Source organism: Paenibacillus solanacearum, assembly GCF_910593845.1.
In the GTDB taxonomy this organism is placed as follows: Bacteria; Bacillota; Bacilli; order Paenibacillales; family NBRC-103111; genus Paenibacillus_G; species Paenibacillus_G solanacearum.
The window spans coordinates 135847-155734 of sequence record NZ_CAJVAS010000006.1; the positions used below are offsets into that span (position 1 = coordinate 135847).

At 54.1% G+C, this 19888-nt stretch carries 18 protein-coding genes and 1 riboswitch; of the genes, 13 read left to right on the top strand and 5 right to left on the bottom strand.

Annotation, left to right across the window (positions count from 1 at the left end; all coding sequences use genetic code 11):
• Nucleotides 1-231: 231 nt before the first annotated feature.
• On the top strand, nucleotides 232-387 hold the full coding sequence (sda, locus tag KXG62_RS09580) for a sporulation histidine kinase inhibitor Sda (protein ID WP_218091722.1): 156 nt from the start codon (nucleotides 232-234) through the stop codon (nucleotides 385-387).
• Nucleotides 388-578: 191 nt separating this feature from the next.
• On the opposite strand, the gene KXG62_RS09585 is transcribed toward sda, so the two are convergent.
• Nucleotides 579-1565 (bottom strand): NAD(P)/FAD-dependent oxidoreductase, encoded by a 987-nt coding sequence (locus KXG62_RS09585; RefSeq protein WP_218091723.1) that lies wholly within the window; start codon nucleotides 1563-1565, stop codon nucleotides 579-581.
• Nucleotides 1566-1998: 433 nt separating this feature from the next.
• On the opposite strand from KXG62_RS09585, the gene KXG62_RS09590 reads away from it, so the two are divergent.
• Both KXG62_RS09590 and KXG62_RS09595 read left to right on the top strand, forming a co-directional pair.
• The gene (locus KXG62_RS09590) at nucleotides 1999-3189 is read left to right on the top strand and encodes an NAD(P)/FAD-dependent oxidoreductase (protein ID WP_218091724.1); all 1191 of its coding nucleotides are present in this window, start codon (nucleotides 1999-2001) and stop codon (nucleotides 3187-3189) included.
• 1 nt (nucleotide 3190) lies between these two features.
• Nucleotides 3191-3457, top strand: a complete 267-nt coding sequence (locus KXG62_RS09595) for a hypothetical protein (protein ID WP_218091725.1) — start codon at nucleotides 3191-3193, stop codon at nucleotides 3455-3457.
• A gap of 137 nt (nucleotides 3458-3594) precedes the next feature.
• Here the strand turns inward: KXG62_RS09595 and hemQ are convergent, their stop codons facing one another.
• Nucleotides 3595-4341: a hydrogen peroxide-dependent heme synthase gene (hemQ, locus tag KXG62_RS09600; protein ID WP_218091726.1), complete on the bottom strand. Its 747-nt coding sequence runs from the start codon at nucleotides 4339-4341 to the stop codon at nucleotides 3595-3597.
• 220 nt (nucleotides 4342-4561) lie between these two features.
• On the opposite strand from hemQ, the gene KXG62_RS09605 reads away from it, so the two are divergent.
• From KXG62_RS09605 to dnaI, 3 genes are all read left to right on the top strand, one after another.
• Nucleotides 4562-4846, top strand: coding sequence for a YuiB family protein (locus KXG62_RS09605; protein WP_218091727.1), 285 nt, complete (start codon nucleotides 4562-4564; stop codon nucleotides 4844-4846).
• Between the two features lie 227 nt (nucleotides 4847-5073).
• Nucleotides 5074-6585: a replication initiation and membrane attachment family protein gene (locus KXG62_RS09610; protein ID WP_218091728.1), complete on the top strand. Its 1512-nt coding sequence runs from the start codon at nucleotides 5074-5076 to the stop codon at nucleotides 6583-6585.
• A gap of 46 nt (nucleotides 6586-6631) precedes the next feature.
• A complete protein-coding gene (dnaI, locus tag KXG62_RS09615; protein WP_218091729.1) occupies nucleotides 6632-7585 on the top strand; it encodes a primosomal protein DnaI in 954 nt (317 codons plus the stop codon).
• A gap of 166 nt (nucleotides 7586-7751) precedes the next feature.
• Here the strand turns inward: dnaI and KXG62_RS09620 are convergent, their stop codons facing one another.
• A complete protein-coding gene (locus tag KXG62_RS09620) occupies nucleotides 7752-7898 on the bottom strand; it encodes a YqzM family protein (RefSeq protein WP_218091730.1) in 147 nt (48 codons plus the stop codon).
• 187 nt (nucleotides 7899-8085) lie between these two features.
• Between KXG62_RS09620 and trxA the strand changes: the two genes are divergently transcribed.
• Nucleotides 8086-8403, top strand: a complete 318-nt coding sequence (gene trxA / locus KXG62_RS09625) for a thioredoxin (protein WP_218091731.1) — start codon at nucleotides 8086-8088, stop codon at nucleotides 8401-8403.
• A gap of 139 nt (nucleotides 8404-8542) precedes the next feature.
• Nucleotides 8543-10666 carry an excinuclease ABC subunit UvrC gene (gene uvrC / locus KXG62_RS09630; RefSeq protein ID WP_218091732.1) on the top strand — a complete coding sequence of 708 codons (2124 nt, stop codon included), beginning with the start codon at nucleotides 8543-8545 and terminating at the stop codon, nucleotides 10664-10666.
• Nucleotides 10667-10780: 114 nt separating this feature from the next.
• Here the strand turns inward: uvrC and KXG62_RS09635 are convergent, their stop codons facing one another.
• The gene (locus tag KXG62_RS09635) at nucleotides 10781-12406 is read right to left on the bottom strand and encodes a CPBP family intramembrane glutamic endopeptidase (RefSeq protein ID WP_218091733.1); all 1626 of its coding nucleotides are present in this window, start codon (nucleotides 12404-12406) and stop codon (nucleotides 10781-10783) included.
• A 229-nt stretch (nucleotides 12407-12635) separates the two neighbouring features.
• Nucleotides 12636-12780: riboswitch (cyclic di-AMP (ydaO/yuaA leader) on the top strand.
• A 105-nt stretch (nucleotides 12781-12885) separates the two neighbouring features.
• On the opposite strand from KXG62_RS09635, the gene KXG62_RS09640 reads away from it, so the two are divergent.
• The 3 genes from KXG62_RS09640 (at nucleotide 12886) to KXG62_RS09650 (ending at nucleotide 16293) form a co-directional block, all read left to right on the top strand.
• Nucleotides 12886-14238: a TrkH family potassium uptake protein gene (locus KXG62_RS09640; protein ID WP_218091734.1), complete on the top strand. Its 1353-nt coding sequence runs from the start codon at nucleotides 12886-12888 to the stop codon at nucleotides 14236-14238.
• A 15-nt stretch (nucleotides 14239-14253) separates the two neighbouring features.
• On the top strand, nucleotides 14254-14919 hold the full coding sequence (locus tag KXG62_RS09645) for a potassium channel family protein (protein ID WP_218091735.1): 666 nt from the start codon (nucleotides 14254-14256) through the stop codon (nucleotides 14917-14919).
• Nucleotides 14920-15045: 126 nt separating this feature from the next.
• On the top strand, nucleotides 15046-16293 hold the full coding sequence (locus KXG62_RS09650; RefSeq protein ID WP_218091736.1) for a cation:proton antiporter: 1248 nt from the start codon (nucleotides 15046-15048) through the stop codon (nucleotides 16291-16293).
• On the opposite strand, the gene KXG62_RS09655 is transcribed toward KXG62_RS09650, so the two are convergent.
• The gene (locus tag KXG62_RS09655) at nucleotides 16290-17195 is read right to left on the bottom strand and encodes a LysR family transcriptional regulator (protein ID WP_218091737.1); all 906 of its coding nucleotides are present in this window, start codon (nucleotides 17193-17195) and stop codon (nucleotides 16290-16292) included. The two genes, KXG62_RS09650 and KXG62_RS09655, sit on opposite strands and share 4 nt — an antisense overlap.
• A 263-nt stretch (nucleotides 17196-17458) precedes the next feature.
• Here KXG62_RS09655 and KXG62_RS09660 point away from each other — a divergent pair, with 263 nt between their 5' ends.
• The gene (locus KXG62_RS09660) at nucleotides 17459-18112 is read left to right on the top strand and encodes a succinate dehydrogenase cytochrome b558 subunit (RefSeq protein WP_218091738.1); all 654 of its coding nucleotides are present in this window, start codon (nucleotides 17459-17461) and stop codon (nucleotides 18110-18112) included.
• Between the two features lie 16 nt (nucleotides 18113-18128).
• On the top strand, nucleotides 18129-19886 hold the full coding sequence (gene sdhA, locus KXG62_RS09665; protein WP_218091739.1) for a succinate dehydrogenase flavoprotein subunit: 1758 nt from the start codon (nucleotides 18129-18131) through the stop codon (nucleotides 19884-19886).
• The last annotated feature ends 2 nt before the right edge of the window (nucleotides 19887-19888 follow it).

Here is a 19888-nt window from a genome sequence, read left to right on the forward strand (position 1 = left end):
CACCTCACCGTCAGTTTCCTAAAGTTGATTACTCTTTTTTATCGAAATTTTCCTGCTGTTGGCTGTGTATAACATTGTCCACATAACCCACCGCATAATCATCCATATTTCTACAGTTATCAACAAACTGCTAACAGGTTATTCACATGAATTTGTGGATAACGGAACGCTTGTTCTATTCTCGGCGCCATGTTAATATAATTTTAAATTACAGGACAAGGTGGTCCCTGAATGAAATTTATAAGCAATGAAATGTTGGTGGATTCTTATTTCAAAGCCGTGAGTTTGAAATTGGAGCAGGATTTTGTCGAACTGTTGCTGGAAGAGATTAGACGCCGGCAAATCAACTTGGATTATTACAAAAATGGCGGAGCCCAGGTCAGCTGACCGGGCCTTTTTTTTGCTCGCGCCCTGCACTGTGGACAAAATGCAAAACGGGCATCATTCCATCCACAATCGCTGCCAAGCTTTCCGGTATTCCGCAGCGTTGTCAACAATGGAGAAGAAATGCCCGGTTCAAATGCGTATTTATTCAGAATATTTCACGAATTTATACACAGCTTGTGTATATGTGCTGCCTATAGCTTCATATTGCTGCTGTGCCCTGGGGATAGTTTGGCGGTAGGATCGATGTATACCTTCGCGTTGTTGATGGCCGTCGGCGCTTCGCCGAAGCCGACCGCGATCAGCTTGAGCTTGCCCGGGTATGTCGTAATGTCGCCGGCTGCAAATATGCCGGATACATTCGTCTCCATTCGCGAATCGACGAGCAGGGAGCCGTTGTCGATACGAAGGCCCCATTCGGCAATCGGGCCGAGCGAGGAGACAAAACCGAAATTGACGACGACGGCATCGACGTCGAGCACCGTTTCTTCTCCGCTTTTGCAATCCCTCAGCGTTGCCTTCTCAATGAAGCTCTCTCCATGCAAAGCCGTAATTTCCTTTGGCGTGCATACGTCAACCTTCGATTGCTTCAGCATTTCAACACTGTGTTCATGAGCTCGAAATTTGTCACGGCGGTGGATCAACGTAACCTTCTTCGCGATCGGCTCCAGCATAAGCGCCCAGTCAACCGCCGAATCGCCTCCGCCGCTGATCAGTACGTTCTGCCCTTTGAACTGCTGCAGATCGCTGACGAAGTAATGCAGATTTTTCTTCTCATACTTGGCCGCTTCCGGAAGCTCCAGCTTCCGCGGCTCGAATGCTCCGACCCCGCCGGTAATGATGACCGCTTGGGACAGATGTGCCCCTTTGTCCGTCGTCACCTGGAAGAGCCGCTCATCTTTCTTCTCCACCTTGAGCACCTTTTCTTCGAGGCGAATATCGAGCGGAAAATGCTTCATCTGTTTTTCCAAATTCGAAACGAGCTCTTGCGCTGTAATTTTCGGAAAGCCGGCAACGTCATAAATATGTTTCTCGGGATACAGGGCTGCGAGCTGCCCGCCGAGCTGCGGCATGCTCTCGATCAATTTGACCGACGCCTGACGCATGCCGCCGTAAAAAGCGGCGAACATACCGGCCGGACCGCCTCCGACGATAATAATGTCAACCATCTCCATGCTCATATCGGATGAACACCTCCGGTTCACTTATTTATCCACTATATTATAGTCGCGAGGATTATTTAAATGAAAAAAACTTTTTTCGTTTTCAAGAAAGCAATGGGGGCAGGCAGGGGGCGACAACGTTTCACAAGGCAGTAACCTGGCGCAATGCCCCCGTTAGGATATGAATTGATGCGGTGTCGGCAGTGCGGCAAATTCCTTATTGTAGAAGGGAAAATAACGCTTGCCTTTTGGGGCGTTACATTATATCATTCTTTTAAACTTGGATAAAACTGTGCAAATCATGAAACACATTTGCCCTGTATAGCGCTTATATTGGTATTAGCCAGAGAAGAAATGAAGGATTCAAACTTGCTTTGGCAAGGATTGTGTATTTTTTCACATGCGGTTTGAGTCCATCGATTACAATATACGGGATGGAAGGGATACAACCATGAGCCGAATTCCGAGAATCGTTATTTTGGGAGCGGGGTATGGGGGCATTGTTACGGCTCTCCGCTTGCAAAAGCAGCTGAATTACAATGAAGCGGACGTCACGCTGGTCAACAAGCACGACTATCATTACATTACGACCCATCTGCACATGCCGGCAGCAGGAACGGATAAGCCGGACAATGCAAGGGTCAGCATTACGAAGCTGATCGACGAATTCAAGATTGATTTCGTCAAGTCTACGGCGGTGCAAATCCGCACGCAAGATCAAAAAATCGTGCTGGAGGAAGGGACGCTCTCCTACGATTATTTGGTCATCGGGCTTGGCGGGGAGCCGGAGACGTTCGGCATTCCCGGGCTGAAGGAGCATGCGCTGAATATTCGCTCGATCAACAGTGTACGCTATATCCGCGAACATATTGAATACCAGTTTGCGAAGTTCAAGCGGGAGCCTTCCCGTACGGAGCTGCTGACCTTCATTGTCGGCGGGGCCGGATTCACCGGCATTGAGTTTGTCGGCGAGCTGGCGGACCGGATGCCGGAGCTGTGCAAGGAGTTCGACGTCGATCCGGCGCTTGTGAAAATTTACAATATCGAAGCCGCCCCGACGGCGCTGCCGGGCTTCGACCCGGAACTGGTCGAATATGCGATGAACGTGCTGAGAAATAAAGGCGTCACGTTCAAAATCGCAACGGCGATCAAGGAATGCACGCCGGATGGCGTCACGCTCGCTACGGGAGAAGAAATCAAATCCGCTACGGTCATTTGGACCGGCGGCGTTCGCGGCAACCATATGCTGGAGGAAGCAGGATTTGAGACGATGCGCGGACGGATTAAGGTGGAAGACGATCTTCGCGCACCGGGTCATGACAACATTTATGTGCTGGGCGACTGCTCGATCGTGATGAGTCCGGAAGGCCGACCATATCCCCCTACGGCCCAAATTTCGATGCAGCAGGCGGAAGTGTGCGGACACAACCTCATCTCCCAGATTCGCGGCGCCGATCTGAAGAAGTTCGAATACAAGCCGAAGGGGACAGTGGCTTCCCTGGGACGGGGCGAAGCGATCGGCATCGTCGGATCCCGCAAGATCAAGGGCGGCGTAGCCTCCGCCATGAAAAAAATTATCGATCTTCGCTATCTTTACATTATCGGCGGAATCCCGCTTGTGCTCAAGAAAGGCCGATTCTAATATGCGACATTGCAGCGTTCAAGTCCGCGGACTGCTCACCCGGGAAGAACTCGACCGTTATAACGCGCTCATCGACGTCGGGCATTATTTGGAGACGCAGAACCGTTACGACCTGGTGTATACCGTTCAAAAAGAAATCGACATTTTGATCCTGCCCGCCATTGAGCGGCTCAAGGAAAAGTCGCGGCAGCGCGACCGGGACACGGAATTGTATTTGCGGCAAAAGGAAGCCGGGTTTGTGGACATGGATGAGGAAGACGAGGAATAACCGGCGCGACCGGGACGGACGTGTGGCAGAGGCTGCTAAAGTCTTTGCAGCACGTCTTTTTTTGGCCCATATGAACAATTTTATAAGAAAAGGATAGAGCGGCGTTTGCTGCTCTATCCTTGTGATGGAAATTGTAATTACAGACGGAGCATCGCTTCCATCTTCTGCTGATCGAGCAGGTTGCCTACGTAGAAGTCGCCGAATTCGCCGAACCGGGCGCTCGTCTCATCGAAGCGCATTTCATGCACGATTTTCTTGAATTGCAGCGCATCGTCCGCGAACAGCGTCACGCCCCACTCCCAATCGTCGAGGCCGATCGAGCCGGTGATAATCTGCTTGATTTTGCCGGCATAATTGCGGCCGATCATGCCGTGGCTGCGCATGAAGTTGCGGCGCTCCTCCACGGAGAGCATGTACCAGTTGTCGCTGCCTTCGCGGCGCTTGTCCATCGGGTAAAAGCACAGATGTCTCGCCTTCGGCAAGGTCGGCTTCAGCCGCGCGACAAGCTCCGGATCTTCCATCGGATCTACGCCTGGCTTGGCCATGTATCCGCCGAGCTCCACGATCGAGACGTATGAAAAGGTCGGCACCGTCGTTTGGGCGAAGAGCGACTTGTTAAACTCGGTTTCGAGCTCGTTCAGCTCTTCCAGCGTTTCGCGCAGGTGCATGAATACGAAATCGGCCTTTTGCCCGACGATCGAATAGAACGCCGTGCTGCCTTGCTTCTGGTCTTCGGTTTGCTGGTACTTGCCGAGCAGGGAGTACAGCTCGTCCTCTGCGCGCTGGCGCTCCTGAGCCGTCAGGCTTTTCCATATGTTCCAGTCGATTGCGCGGAAGTCATGCAGGCAATACCAGCCTTCCAATGTATGTACAGCTTCACTCATCGCATTCCATCTCCTTTATAACGCATTGCGGAATTTCCCTTCATTGTAGCGAAATCGGGTGCAAAGGGCAAATGAAAGCGCCTGATGACGCAGAAATTCACAGGAATCAAGCGCGAGTCCGTTCAATAACCGTTCACTTTACCGGGCGGCCTTATTTATTATAATATAGATTAGATAGATGCTTTTGCGCATTCGCCTATTTATGAAAGGAGCGGTTCGTTTGCTGCAGTTGATTATCGTCACCGTGCTGTTGTTCGTGTTGTTTTTCGGGCTCGGCTTTATTCTGAACATGCTGATGAAAACAACCTGGTTTCCCATATACGGTTATATCGCACTGGTCATCGGCCTTGTCATGTATTGGGGCTGGGGGACCGGATCGCTTGCTTCCAACCTCGCCGAATATTCGGTTATTGACTACGTGCCTGCCATCGGCGGGCTGATCGGCGCGATTCTGAGCGGGTCAACGATTCGTTCGCTGCGTCAAAAAGGTTTCCGGATGTTCTAATCCCCAGCAAGCTGAAGCCGCACGAAGCGGAGCTTGGAGCTTGCGAATTTCGCCGTACGACATAGGAAGTAGGATACACTTCCAACGACATGTTCCCCTTTGAAGGACTCCGCTGCGGAGTTTTTCTTCTTTTCCAAGCCTTCTTTTTCTTCTCCCGAGATGTCGGGGATTGTGGTAAAATGGAGAAACACTTGAAACAGATGAATGACGGATGGAGTTTTGCACGAATGCGGATTACGAATTTGCTCCACTTTTCCGAGTATCACCGTTTTTACGTCGGACGGGATTTTGCGCTGAGCGCGATGGATTACAAAATGCTCAGCAGCGTATACCAGCCGATGATCGGCGCGTATGCGATCGCCATCTTTCATACGTTGTTCCAGCAGCTGCCGGCGGACAAGGTCGGGTATTCCGCGGTCGAGCAGCAGCGCAAGCTGTTTTTGGCGCTGGAGCTTGAAACCGGCGAGCGCGGACGCAATCTGTTCATCGAGCAGACGTCCCGGCTGGAAGCGGTCGGCTTGCTGAAGACGACGCGGCGGTTTGCCGAAGCGTCGGAGGATTATGTCTATGAATATACGCTGTATGCGCCGCTGTCGCCTGTCGAGTTTTTCAAAAACCAGCATTTGACGCTGCTGCTGCGGGATAAGGTCGGCAAATATGCCGTATTCGCGCTTCGCGACGAGCTGGTGCAGAATGCTTCGGAGAATTTGGAAGACGCCAATAGCGAGAATTTATCGGTGCCGTTCTACGAGCTGTTCCGGCTGAATACGCAGGTGATCGATTACGAGCTGGAACGGGCGTTTTTCGAATCGGCCGTGACGAAGCCCGCAGGGGAAACGAAGCCGGACGTGACGAACAAGGGCTTTCAGTACGCCGACATTATTATGCATTTCCCAAGGGAATCGCTGAACCGCGAGTACGTCGAACGGCTGAAGTACGAGCCTGAGCAGATGGCGACGATTAATTTTGTAGCGAAAAAATATAATCTGTATCTCACCGACGTGTGCCGGCTTCTCGACGAGGACGGCGTGTTCAACGAAGAAGGCCGAATCGCGCTGGAGCTGCTGCAGCATAAGGCGAACCAAGTGTTTCGCCAGGACAAGAAGCGGTCCGACGAACGCACGCGGCTGCTGGCCAAGCTTGCCGAGCAGGGCGTCGTAAGCGACGAATCGGTCACGCCGGGCGCCGTGAAGGACAAGGTTGTCGAGATGGAGTTTTACCTCGAGGTGCCGGATTTGTTCCAGGGCGAATGCAATCAGCATCAATACAATTACATTTTGCGGAACGAGCCGTATACGTATTTGCTGGAAAAGATTTTTTCCAAAGGCTCGGTGCCGGACGGATTGCTGGATACGCTGGCGAAGGTCGACCTGAACTACGGCTTGAAGGAAGAAGTTATCAACGTCCTGATCCATTTTATTTATACGAACAAGCGGTCATGGTCGAAAACGTCGATCGAATTCAGCGTGACGGACATGCTCGGCAAGCAGGTTGGCTCGTTCGAGCAGGCCGTAGCCTACATTCGCGAGCAGATGTCGTACCAGGAGAAGAAAGCTTCGCGAGGCGCGCAGCCAAGCGCGGCCGGTTACAGCAACAAGCCGGGCAACCGCGGAGGCGCGCGCGGACGGCAGAAGCCGGTCATTCCGGCCGTGCAGGATGCGCCTGCCGCCAAGCAGCGGACGGCTGCGGAACGGGAAGCGCTGCGCAAAAAAGCGCAGCAGCTCGACGGCAAAATATAACGGCATGAGCCGTTCGTTAGCATCATGAGGTAAGGAGGGGACGCTTATGGAATCGTTAGGAGAGCTGCTGCGCGGCGGGATGCAGGGCCGGAAGCTGCTGAAGCAGGCGGAGGAGAAGCTGCAGCAGGTCGCTTCCCATCCGCTCGTTACGAAGCTGCGTGCGAAGCACCCGGAGCTTGACCACGAGACGATGAAGCTGAACTTGAACAAGCTGCACCAATATGTGACGGAGTACGGCAACTGCACGCAGTGCCCTGGACTCGACCGCTGCCCGAACGATCTGGAAGGGCATTACACGCTTCTTTCCGTGGAGCGGGGAGATGACCGAACGCGGGTGTTCGACCAGAAGGTCGCCTGCAAAAAGTTTTTGGCTAAATCGACCCAGGATGCCGTGCGCAGCCGGATTCGCAGCTTCTACGTCGACGAACGGGCGCTGTCGCAAGGCTATTCGTCTCTTGAAATATTGGACAAGGACCCGGAGCGGGAAGAAGCTGTCGGGCAAGTGATCGACTATATATTCAAAATGCGCGAGGATGGGCTGCAGAAGAACGGGCTTTACTTGGCAGGCCAACTCGGAACGGGCAAGACGTTCCTGATGTGCTACATGCTGTACGAGCTGGCGAAGGACGGCTACACGGGAGCGATCGTGTACATGCCCGATTTTGCCGAGGATTTGAAATCGATGTTCGACGATCCGCTCAAGATGAAGGAAACGATCGACATACTGAAAGATACGGATCTGCTTGTATTCGACGATATCGGGGCGGAAAATTTGAGCCCGTGGCTGCGCGATCATGTGATGGGCGCGATTCTGAACTACCGGATGAACCGGAAGCCGACCTTCTTCACCTCCAACCACGATCTTGACGCGCTGGAGAAGCACTTCAGCTTTACGAGCAAGGACGGCGACGAGGAGTTTAAAGGGCGGCGCATCATGGACCGGATTCGGCCGTTTGTCGAGCTGGTGAAGGTGAACGGGCACAACAAGCGCGGCAAGTAGCAGACGGTCGGCAGTTTGTTGCGATGCCGTCACTGCCGGTCTGGAAGTCCCGATGACTGACGGGCTACCTCTAAGCCGATGCGCGCAAAATAACTCCGGATCGGAGTCTGTGAACATTAAAAAAAGCCTTATCCGAGAAGGTCGGATAAGGCTTTCTTCACAATCGTTATCTCATCGCAATCGTAATGATCGTGGCCACGATGGCAATCACGAACAACACCGCAAAAAAGACGCCGAAGCCCATGGCAACGTCCATTAAGTCGTCGCGCTGTTCTTCATATACGTGAAGCTCCGGATGTTTGGAATCGGTCATCGGAATAGTTCCTCCTTAAGTCGTGCCAGTTCATCTTATTATGATTAGTATACCCAACTTGCCGAACAATTGTAAAGGACGGGAAAAGTGACAATTGTGCAAACTTTGGCGCGGTTGAAAAAGGACTTCAGTGTGGTATACTTTACATGTTGATTTTTATTATTCGTCAAAAAAGGAGATATGAATCATGGCTATCGTAAACGTAACTGACCAATCCTTCTCGAATGAAGTGGAAGGCTCTGGTACGGTTCTTGTAGATTTCTGGGCACCTTGGTGCGGTCCTTGCAAAATGATCGCTCCGGTACTGGAAGAGCTTGATAAAGAAGTAGGCGACAATGTAAAAATCGCAAAAGTGAACGTGGACGACAATCCGGAGTCCGCTTCCCGCTTCGGCGTAATGAGCATCCCGACGCTGATCGTGTTCAAAGACGGCCAGCCGGTGGATAAAGTCGTAGGCTTCCAGTCCAAGGACGCGCTCAAAAACGTAATCGGCCGCCATCAATAAGGAATCACGGTTGCAAATCTGTTGACAACCGGCATTGCTGCACGCATGCAACGGTTGCAAATGGCAGATGAGAAAAAGCTCTTTTTCTGGTATTCTGGAAAAAGAGCTTTTTTTGTTGCGGAGAAAGGGGAGAAGCCGCATGTCTGTTATTGAAGGGGACCGCGAACGGAAGAAACGACTGGATGCGATCAAGACGAAGCTGTCGCTTGTGCCGGAGCAGCCGGGCTGCTATTTAATGAAAAACCGGGAAGGAACGATCATTTACGTCGGCAAAGCCAAGGTGCTGCGCAATCGGCTGCGCTCGTATTTTACGGGGAGCCATACGGCGAAGACGCAGCATTTGGTCAGCGAGATCGTTGATTTTGAATATATCGTTACGGCGAGCAACGTCGAAGCGCTCATCTTGGAATGTAATCTGATCAAGAAGCATCATCCGCGCTATAACGTGCTGCTGAAGGACGACAAGTCGTTCCCTTACATTAAAATCACGAATGAAGCGCATCCGCGGCTGGAAGTGACCCGCCGGGTGTATAAGGATAAAGCGAAATATTTTGGCCCGTACCCGAACGCCTTCGCTGCGCAGCAGACGAAGAAGCTGCTCGACCGGCTGTACCCGCTGCGCAAATGCAAGACGCTGCCGGACCGCGTCTGTCTTTATTATCATTTGGGCCAATGCGTCGCCCCATGCGAATACGAAGTGGAGCGGGAGACGTACGATAAAATGGTGCAGGAGATCAGCCGGTTCCTGAACGGCGGTCACGACGAGATCAAGCAGGATCTGACGCGAAAAATGCAGGAGGCGGCAGAGGAGCTGAACTTCGAGCGTGCCAAAGAATTTCGCGATCAAATCGTCCATATCGACGCCGTCATGGAAAAGCAAAAAATCAATACGGCCGATATCGTCGACCGTGACGTATTCGGCTTTGCTGTCGAAAAAGGGTGGATGTGCGTGCAAATTTTGTACATGCGCCAAGGCAAGCTGATCGAACGCAAAGCGACGATGTTCCCGTATTACGGCGAAGCGTACGACGACTTCCTGACGTTCGTCACGCAGTATTACAGCGATAATCCGGCGCTGCCGAAAGAGATTTTCATGCCCGCGGAAGAGGCGGAGGCAGCGGCCGCGCCCGTATCCGGCGCGAATCAGGCCGGAAGCCTCGCGGATCACGCGGCAGCTGACGAGAGTAAGGCTGAGTCATCCGTAAACGGCACTGCCATTGCCGACGGAACGGATGCAGCGGCGGTGGAGAGCGAGGCGATCGCAGCTGCTGCGCTTGCGGCCGATCCGGCGCCGGCGGCATCGGCGGATGAGGAAGCCGCCAAGCCGTTCGAGGCGAAGACGGACGTTAAGGAAGCGCTCGAGAGCTGGCTGAAGGTGAAAGTGCATTTCCCGCGCCGTGGCCTGAAAAAAAATATGGTCGAGATGGCGTGCGACAATGCCAATGTCGCACTGGAGGAGAAGTTCCGCCTCATCGAGCGGGATGAGGAGCGGACGGTGCGCGCCGTGGAAAACCTCGGCGAATGGCTGGGGATCGGCGCCGTGCACCGGATCGAGGCGTTCGATAACTCCAACATTCAGGGCTCGTCCCCGGTATCGGCTATGGTCGTATTTACGGACGGCAAGCCGGACCGCAAGGAATACCGCAAATACAAAATTCGTACGGTCAAAGGGCCGGACGACTACGAAACGATGCGCGAGGTCGTTCGCCGCAGATATGAGCGTGTCTTAAAGGAAGAGCTGCCGATGCCCGATCTGGTCGTCATCGACGGGGGGCGCGGCCAAATTTCCGCTGCGGTCGACGTGCTCGAGAACGAGCTTGGACTGTACATTCCTGTGTGCGGCCTGGTGAAGGATGCGAAGCATAAGACGGCGCAGCTGATGATCGGCGATCCGGCCGAAGTCGTGCCGATTCCGCGCGACAGCCAGGAGTTTTATTTGCTGCAGCGCATCCAGGAGGAAGTTCACCGCTTCGCGATCACGTTCCACCGAGAGACGCGCGGCAAATCGATGACCGTATCGATGCTCGATTCAATTCCCGGCATCGGGGAGAAGCGACGCAAGGCGCTGCTGAAGCATTTCGGCTCGCTCAAGAAAATAAAGGAGGCCGCCGTCGAAGACTTCAAGCCGCTCGGCATCGGCGAGAAGCTGGCGGCGCAAATATTGCAGGCGCTAACGTCCCCGAACCCGGATCAGCCGGGCGACGAGCCGGACTCATCGGACGACGGGGCGGATTCGCAAACCGCAGAAGGCCTCGAAATGTAAAGCGGGATACCCGCGTTGAACACGCCATATCGAATGAAAAAAGACGTTTCTATCCCCGCTTGAACGGCGGCGCTGGAAACGTCTTTTTATGCTGAACCTTATTATGCACAAGGGTTAGCGCGGAAACGGGCGGATACGGCCGCCGTCGGCATATGTACGGTGCAGCCATGAAAGCAGCCAGCCGGCCAGCGCAGGAACAACCAGATAAACGATGCCGAGCAGCGCCTGCAGCGGCTCGCCCATATACAGGAGCGACAGCCCCATCAATATGCTGTCCATGGCGGCATGGGCAAAGACGACGGTGAGGAAGCCGAAGCGCAGAAAAGCCCAGCCGAAGATTAAGCCGATGACGGTCACTTCCACAAGCCGAGTGTATACCGGATAAATCGGATACTGCGTATGGCTCGCCGCCCAAATCAAGCTGGGCAGCAGCACGGCAAGGAACCGGTTGCGCGTCAGCTTCAGGAATAGCGCAATGCCGAACAGCCGGTACACCGCTTCCTCCGAAATCGCCGCCGCCCACGCCATCAGCGGGAAGAGCGCCGGATATACCATGTTGTAGACGGAATCGGCCGGATCGCTGATGGCCCAGACATCGAATGCTTCTCCGGCGGTAAACAGCATGACCTGCTGCAATCCGAGCAAAAACAAACAAAGCAGGTAGCCGCGAATCATGGCGGTGCGGACATGATCGCCGAACACGTGATCCTTCCAGGTGGACCAGGCGATCCAGCCGTGGTCATGCCACATATGCCGGCCGGCCAGCAGCGTGAAATAGGTCGATACGCCCATCAACACGACGAACACGTTGACAAACCACAAATAAAAGAGCGCGCCTGCTTCCGTCGGCCCGCTGCCGTGGGTTGTCCGGAACGCAGGCATCATATTGAAATTGTTGATGAGATATACCGCGAGAAAAACGAGCGTTAGCAGGAGACCTTTGGCAAACCCGATTTCTTTGCGGCAGCGAATGACGATCCAGATCGCGACAATCGTCATCAGGAACGAGATCAGCATGCTGATGCGGGTCATGAGCGCGGATTTGGCATCTTGGGCGTTTTTCCATTCGCCGTACGAGCCGGGAATGGAGAAGGCGGGACGAAATGCCGTGGTCTGACCGTTCTCGGCTTTCATGACGAGTACGAGCTTCGCTTCACCGATCGAATCCGTCCGGCTATGAAACGTATACGTTCCGTTGGCGGCGCTGTCCGGCTCCATGGTGAAGTCCGCCGGTTTATAGCCCATGTCGGTGATCGTTTGTCCCAGCAGCTGGTTCAAGTTCGTTTCAGCCGAACTGACGCGGTTTGTTTTTGCCCCAGCGGGCTTGTTGCGCTCGAAGCCGATGACCGCGAGCGTGTTATAATGGACCGCAATAAAATAATTGACGCCTGTTGCGCGGTCGTTGATTTCGACCTCGTAATAATCGAGCGGAAACCGTGTGCCGTATTTTTTTACATAATCGTCGTATAAATGCTCTTTTTGCAAGTAGCCGCTTCGGGTCGTGTACGATTGATAGAGCGTGCTTGTCTCGACGTCGCTTGACAGCTGGAACCGGTTCTGCGCGAACTTGAGCGCAGCATCCGCCGCCTGTTGTTTCGTCACGGAGGGCTTGTCAATGTTATTCTCATCCAGCCGGTCGGCTCCCTCCATGAACGGAGCGATGAACAACACGCCCATATACATGATCAAACCGAGGACGGCGAGCAGCAGCAGCGGGGGTTCGGACCGTTTTCTCTGCATAGGTTGCTCCTTCTCCATTGTTATTGAATTATTTCATTATATTCATTAAACGTAGCATACATGCGCTGCGGAATTCCAATGATTTCGCGAGCGCGGCGCGGATAATCGAAGCAAAGCGGAGTGCCGCATCCAGTGGAACGCTTACATTTCGGTAATATTCGCGTAATCCTCTGCATTTCCGATTTTTAAGACTTTGTACTTCACGATAAACACGATTATAATTCATATCAATTGAATAAAGCCGAATTTCTTAACGAAAACGGGGGAACCATGAGTTTAGGGGTGAATTCAGCGCAGCCGCAGCCGGCCGCTGATAGGGTGACTGTACATCCGAATCCGTCAGCTAACCTCGTAGGCTTGCGTTGCGATCGGGCGGTGTGCACGCCGCTGACGTCGCGACTTTTACAGGAACCTGACAAGACGACATTGGGTTTCCAGTGTCTTTTTTTATTGCCTGAAATTCAACATTGAGGTGCAACATGAGCGCTCCGGCCAAAAAAATCGAGCTAACGCCTCCGCAAATACTGGTGATCGGGTTTGCGGCTATCATTTTGACGGGAGCGGTGCTGCTGATGCTGCCCGTCGCATCGGCGAACGGGACACCGCTGCGGTTTCTCGATGCGCTCTTCACGGCGACGTCGGCGACTTGCGTAACCGGTCTGGTCGTTGTGGATACCGGCACTTATTTCTCTACGTTCGGGCAGATCGTCATCATCTTATTGATTCAAATAGGCGGCCTCGGGTTCATGACGATGTCGACGGTGTTCGCCTTTATGCTCAAGAAGCGTATTTCGCTCAAGGAGCGGCTTATTTTGCAGGAAGCGATGAATCAGGGGAGCATGGAGGGCATCGTCCGTTTGATCCGGAAAGTTATCCGCTACTCTTTGACGATTGAGTTTATCGCCGCCGTCATCTTTTCGATTCGCTGGTCGATCGATTTGGGTCCGGCTAGGGGCATCTATTACGGTATCTTTCATGCGATTTCTTTTTTCAACAATGCCGGGTTCGATTTATTCGGTTCCGTAACCGGTCCGTTCAGCAGCCTGACGCATTACGCCGATGATGTGATTGTGAATTTCGTCGCGATGGCTTTAATCGTGCTCGGCGGCATCGGCTTTGTCGTCATCTCGGATTTGCTCGAGTTCAAGCGGAACAAGCGGCTGTCGCTCCATTCCAAGGTGGTATTGAGCGCAACGGGCACGCTGATTCTCGTCGGGGCGATCGTGATCTTCGTCTTCGAGTTTTCCAATACGAAAACGGTCGGCTCACTGAGCTGGTACGGCAAGCTGCTCGCCTCGTTCACGCAATCGGTTTCGCCGCGGACGGCCGGGATCAACACGGTTGACCTTGCGAGCCTGCGCCAGGCAACGCAGTTCTTTATCATTATATTAATGTTTATCGGCGCTTCGCCGGGCTCCACCGGGGGCGGGATCAAGACGACGACCTTCACGACGCTGATCGGCGCGATGATCGCTATGATCCGCGGTAAGGAAGATATCGTATTTTTCCACCAGCGGCTCGGCAAGGACCGCATCCTGAAGGCGATTACGCTGACGATGATTGCGCTGTTCCTCGTCATTACGGTGACGATGCTGCTGTCGACGACGGAGAGTCACTCGTTTCTGGTTATTTTGTTCGAGGTGACGTCCGCTTTCGGCACCGTCGGCTTGTCGCTCGGTCTGACGCCGGATTTGACCGATTTCGGCAAAGTGTTGATCGCGCTTACGATGTTTGCCGGCCGTCTCGGCCCGCTGACGCTGGCTTATGCGCTCGGTCCAAAAACGGAAAAGGAATTATATAGGTATCCCGAGGGGAAAATTACGATTGGATAGGGGAAAAGAGAAATCATGAAACGTGGTCAGTACGCGGTCATCGGATTGGGAAGATTCGGATCAAGCCTGGCGAAGGAGCTTGTCGATCTCGGGTATGAGGTGCTCGGCATCGACCGGGACGAGGAAGCCGTAGACGAGATGAGCGATCAGCTCACGCATGCGGTCGTGGCTGATGCCACCGATGAAGAGGTGATCCGGTCGCTGGGCATCCGCAATTTCGATTGCGCCGTCGTCGCCATCGGGGACGACATGCAGGCGAGCATTTTGACGGCGATCCTGCTCAAGGACATCGGCGTCAAAACGGTCGTGGCGAAGGCGCTGTCCGAACTGCACGGCAAAGTGCTGACGAAGGTAGGCGTCGACCGCGTCATTTACCCGGAGAGAGATATGGGCATCCGCGTAGCGCACCAGCTCGTATCGCCCAACCTGCTTGATATTATCGAGCTGTCGAGCGAATACTCCATCGCGGAAATTGCTGTTCCGAAGCGGATGTCGGGCCGCACGCTGGAGGATTTGAACCCGAGGGCGCGGTACGGCTGCAGCGTTGTCGCCATCAACAAGAAAACCGGGATCGTCATTGCGCCGACCGCCCACGACGTCGTCGAAGAGAAGGATGTCATGGTCATTATCGGGACGAATGAGCAAATCGAATCGTTCGAGCATGAGGTAAACCGTCGCTAGACGGCTTATTGGCGCGTCAGTCGGGCTACCATGGCGAGAACGCGCACGGTAGGGTGGTCTGACGTGCTGGAACGGAACGTTCAGAATATAAGGGCATAAGCTTTTCGAGCATTGGAGGAAACATTCGTGGAACACGGAGCGCAGCTGGACCATGTTCTGTTTTTGATCGTGATTATTCTCACCATGGGTATGTTGTTCGGAAAAGTGGCGGGCTGGCTGAAATTGCCGGACGTCGCTCTTTTTTTAGTTGCGGGGATCTTGGTTGGCCCCGGCCTTCACCTCGTAAGCGAGTCCAGCGCTTCCTTTACGAACCAGTTTATACTGACGGTCGGTTCGGCGCTTATCTTGTTCGACGGCGGGCGTAATATCCGTTTGTCCGGCTTGCGCAAAGTATGGATCACCGTATCGCTGCTGAGCGTGCCCGGCGTGCTGATCACATGCGCGGCCGTGTCGGTTGCGGCGCATGCGCTCCTGGGGCTGCCAATGGTGTACGCGCTGCTGCTCGGTGCGATCATATCCTCCACGGATCCGGCGACGCTGATTCCCGTGTTCAAGCAGGTGAAGATTCGCGACAAGGTGCGCGAAACGGTGGAGAGCGAGTCCGCCTTCAACGATGCGACGGGGTCGATCCTGACGTTCTCGGTGCTCGCGATCGTAACGGGCGGACAAGCATTCTCTGTGTCGTCGGGCATCCTCGAGTTTGTGAAGACAGCGCTGGGGGGAGTCGCGGTCGGCGTTATCGTCGGATTGCTCCTTGCGTTCGCCACGGCGCACCTGAAGCTGGGGTATTTGCGCGAATATGCGACGATCGCGCTGGTCGTGACGGCGCTCGGAACGTATTGGCTGGGAACGACGCTGCAGGTGAGCGGCTTTATGGCAACGTTCGCGGCGGGGCTGATCTGGGGCAATGTCGATTTGTTCAAGCTCGACTTGAACGACAAGCTGAATGAGATGGCGCATTTCACGGAGAACACGACGGTGCTGATGCGCATGCTGATCTTTATTTTGCTGGGCAGCCAGGTGAATTTTACGGTCATCCTTCATCATCTGTGGCCAAGCCTCGGCGTCATCGCGGTGTTCATGTTCATTGCCCGGCCGCTCGCGGTACTTGCCTCGGCGCTGCCGGATCGTCGGGCGGACTGGAAGTGGAACGAGATCGTGTTCATGTTCTGGGTGAGGGAAACCGGCGTCATCCCGGCGGCATTATCCGGCATGGTGGCCGGGCTCGGCGTCGAGCACGCCGACGTGATTGCTTCCGTGACGTTCCTCGCAGTGCTCCTCACGATCCTGCTGCAAGCCGGGACGACCGGGGCGGTCGCCCGCAAGCTCGGGCTCGAAGAGCGCCATCCGGCTATCCGGCCGCAGCCGCGTTAATCGGCGGGGAATTCCGCATGATAATGCTGCATCGCTTTGTCGATAAACTGCCGGATGGACGGCTCGTGAAAGGCTTCTTCCGTATACAGCAGGGAAGTCGTTCGTTTGGTTTGCTCCAGCTCGGCAATATAGCGGACCGTCAGCTGGTTGTTTTCCATTAACGTATGGCGCAAGTATGATTCGGGCAGCAGCGTCGCCGCTTCGCAGGTGGTTACGAGCCGTGTAATCGCCTCGAACGAATCGATCTCCATCTTGACGTCGGGGTACACGGCGCAGCGATGGAACATTTCGTCCATCAGCACGCGGTACCATGTTCCCCGCGAAAATAAGATCATCGGCAGCTCGTGCAGGTCTTGAATCGTCAGTGTACTTCTATCGGCGAACGGGTGCTTGACCGGCAGCACGAGGCAAAGATGGTCGACGAACAGTGGCACGCACGTCAGGCCCGGCTCACTGATGCTGGAGGCGACGAGGCCGATATTGACTTTCTTCTCCTTGACGAGCGGCACGATCTCATGCGTCTTACCGGTTACCGCCTTCACATCGGTCATCGGGTATTCGCGCGTATAAATCGTGATCAAATCGGGAAGAGTGGATTGCAGGGTCGTGAGGCTCGCCCCGATAATGATGCTGGCCGGCGGCGTATGCGCCTTGAAGCCCTGCAGCGCCTGCTCCAGCTTACGCTCCAGCCGTTTTCGCTCAAGCGCATGCTCGTAACATATTTCACCTGCCCGGGTAAGCTCCAGCCGCTTGCCTTTGCGCTTGAACAGCGGGACGCCGAGCTCCTCCTCCAGCCGCATGATTTTGCGGGACAGCGCCGGCTGGGAAATGTTCAGCAGCAGGGAAGCTTTATTCAGACTTTGCTGCTCCACCACGGTGGCAAACACATCGAACAGTTCCATTACATACACCTCTTCACGCTCTATATGCACTAAAGTTATAAGTCATTATAATTAATAAGCACTTCCATTATAAGCGAAACAGGAGTAGTATGTATATGTCACTCTTTGTACACAAGTTTCGTCGATGCCTGCATAAAAGAATGTCGATTCATGGAAAATAGTCGTAGCGTTTTTTGTTGACGCTCCCAATATGCGGGAGTACAATGGTAGATGGTTTTGACGATGCGGTGACAAGCCTTAATTTAAGGGGGGAATGAAATTCAATGTTCAAAAACTCGTATTACTCTCGAAAGCTGCATTCATTGTTGGGGGTCATTCCGGTCGGCTTCTTTTTGATCGAACACCTGCTGACAAACTATTCGGCGGTCAAGGGCGGTCATGAAAGCTTCCTGGAACATGTCGAATGGCTTCACGGATTGCCGCTGGTACTGCTTCTGGAAATCGTCGGCATCTGGATTCCGCTGGCATATCATGCAATTTACGGGTTGTACGTAGCTTATACGGCCAAAAATAACGTGAATAACTACGGTTACTTCCGCAACCAGATGTTTTTCTTGCAGCGGGTTACCGGTGTGCTTACGTTCCTGTTCGTTGCATGGCATTTCTTCCAAACGCGGTTCCAAATTACGCTCGGCCTGCCACAGGAACATATCGGTATGCGTATGAACGAGATTGCAAGCAATCCCGTTTATTTTGTGCTGTACTGTATCGGGATTGTCTCGGCGGTATTCCACTTCAGCAACGGCATGTGGTCGTTCCTGGTGAGCTGGGGCATTACGGTGGGACCGCGCGCGCAGCGCGTATCTACGTACGTCTGGATGGGCGTATTCGTAGTCATGACGATCATGTTCATTATGTCTTTGTCGGCTTTCGTGGACCCGCAGTTCCAAGAGATGCCGAAAGTAGCGAAAGGTTAAGGGGGAGAAAGCGAACATGGCGAATTCTAAAATCATCGTAGTCGGCGGAGGTCTCGCGGGCTTAATGGCCACCGTGAAGGCAGCGGAAGCCGGAGTTCACGTAGACCTGTTCTCCTTGGTGCCAGTGAAGCGATCCCACTCTGTCTGTGCTCAAGGCGGCATAAATGGGGCCGTCAATACAAAAGGGGAAGGCGATTCCCCGTGGGAACATTTTGACGATACGGTATACGGCGGCGACTTCCTTGCCAACCAGCCGCTCGTTAAAGCAATGTGCGAAGCCGCACCGGGCATCATTCACTTGATGGACCGGATGGGCGTAATGTTCAGCCGTACACCGGAAGGCTTGCTCGACTTCCGCCGCTTCGGGGGAACGCAGTACCACCGCACGGCATTTGCCGGGGCGACGACCGGGCAGCAGTTGCTGTACGCGCTGGATGAGCAAGTGCGCCGCTGGGAAACGGCCGGGCTTGTGAAGAAGTACGAGCATTGGGAATTCCTCGGCGCAGTGATCGACGACGACGGCGTCTGTCGCGGGATTGCCGGACAAGATTTGCGCAGCATGGAAGTGAATACATTCTCGGCGGATGCGGTCATTTTGGCAACCGGCGGCCCGGGGATCGTGTTCGGCAAAACAACGAACTCGGTCATTAACACCGGCACCGCTGCCAGTGCGGTGTATCAGCAGGGTGTATATTACGCCAACGGCGAATTTATCCAAATTCACCCGACGGCGATTCCGGGAGACGACAAGCTGCGGCTCATGTCCGAATCGGCGCGCGGCGAAGGCGGACGGATCTGGACTTACAAAGACGGCAAGCCATGGTACTTCCTTGAAGAGAAATATCCGGCTTACGGCAACCTGGTTCCTCGCGATATCGCGACCCGCGAAATTTTCTCGGTGTGCGTAGACCAGAAGCTCGGCATCAACGGCGAGAACATGGTATATCTCGACTTGTCCCATAAAGATCCGAAGGAGCTGGACGTCAAGCTCGGCGGCATTATCGAGATTTATGAGAAGTTCATGGGCGACGACCCGCGGAAAATTCCAATGAAAATTTTCCCTGCGGTTCACTACTCGATGGGCGGCATGTGGGTCGATTACAACCAGATGACGAACATTCCGGGACTGTTCGCCGCCGGCGAATGCGAGTATCAATACCACGGCGCGAACCGGCTCGGCGCGAACTCGCTCTTGTCCGCGATTTACGGCGGGATGGTGGCCGGACCGAAGGCCATCGAATATATCAAAGGGCTCAAGAAGCATGCCGACGATATTTCCTCCTCGGTGTTCGAACGCTACAAGAAGCAGCATACGGACCGCTACGAGAGCATCCTGAAAATGGACGGCACGGAGAATGCATACGTGCTCGGCAAAGAGCTCGGCGACTGGATGAACAATAATATGACGGTCGTTCGCTTCAACAAAAACCTGGAGCAAACGATCGATAAAATCAACGAGCTGAAGCAGCGCTGGAAAAACATCAACGTCAACGACTCAGCTCGCTATAACAACCCGGGCGTGGCCTATACGCGTCAGCTCTGGAACATGATTGAGCTTGCCCATGCGATGACGCTCGGCGCCTTGCTGCGCAACGAAAGCCGCGGCGCGCACTACAAGCCGGAATTCCCGGAACGCGACGACGAAGAATTCCTGAAAACGACGAAAGCGAAGTGGACGCCGGACGGCCCGCAAATCGAGTGGGAAGCCGTTGACGTATCCTTGATCCAGCCGCGTAAGCGCGACTACACAACGGACAAGAAGGGAGGTCATTGATC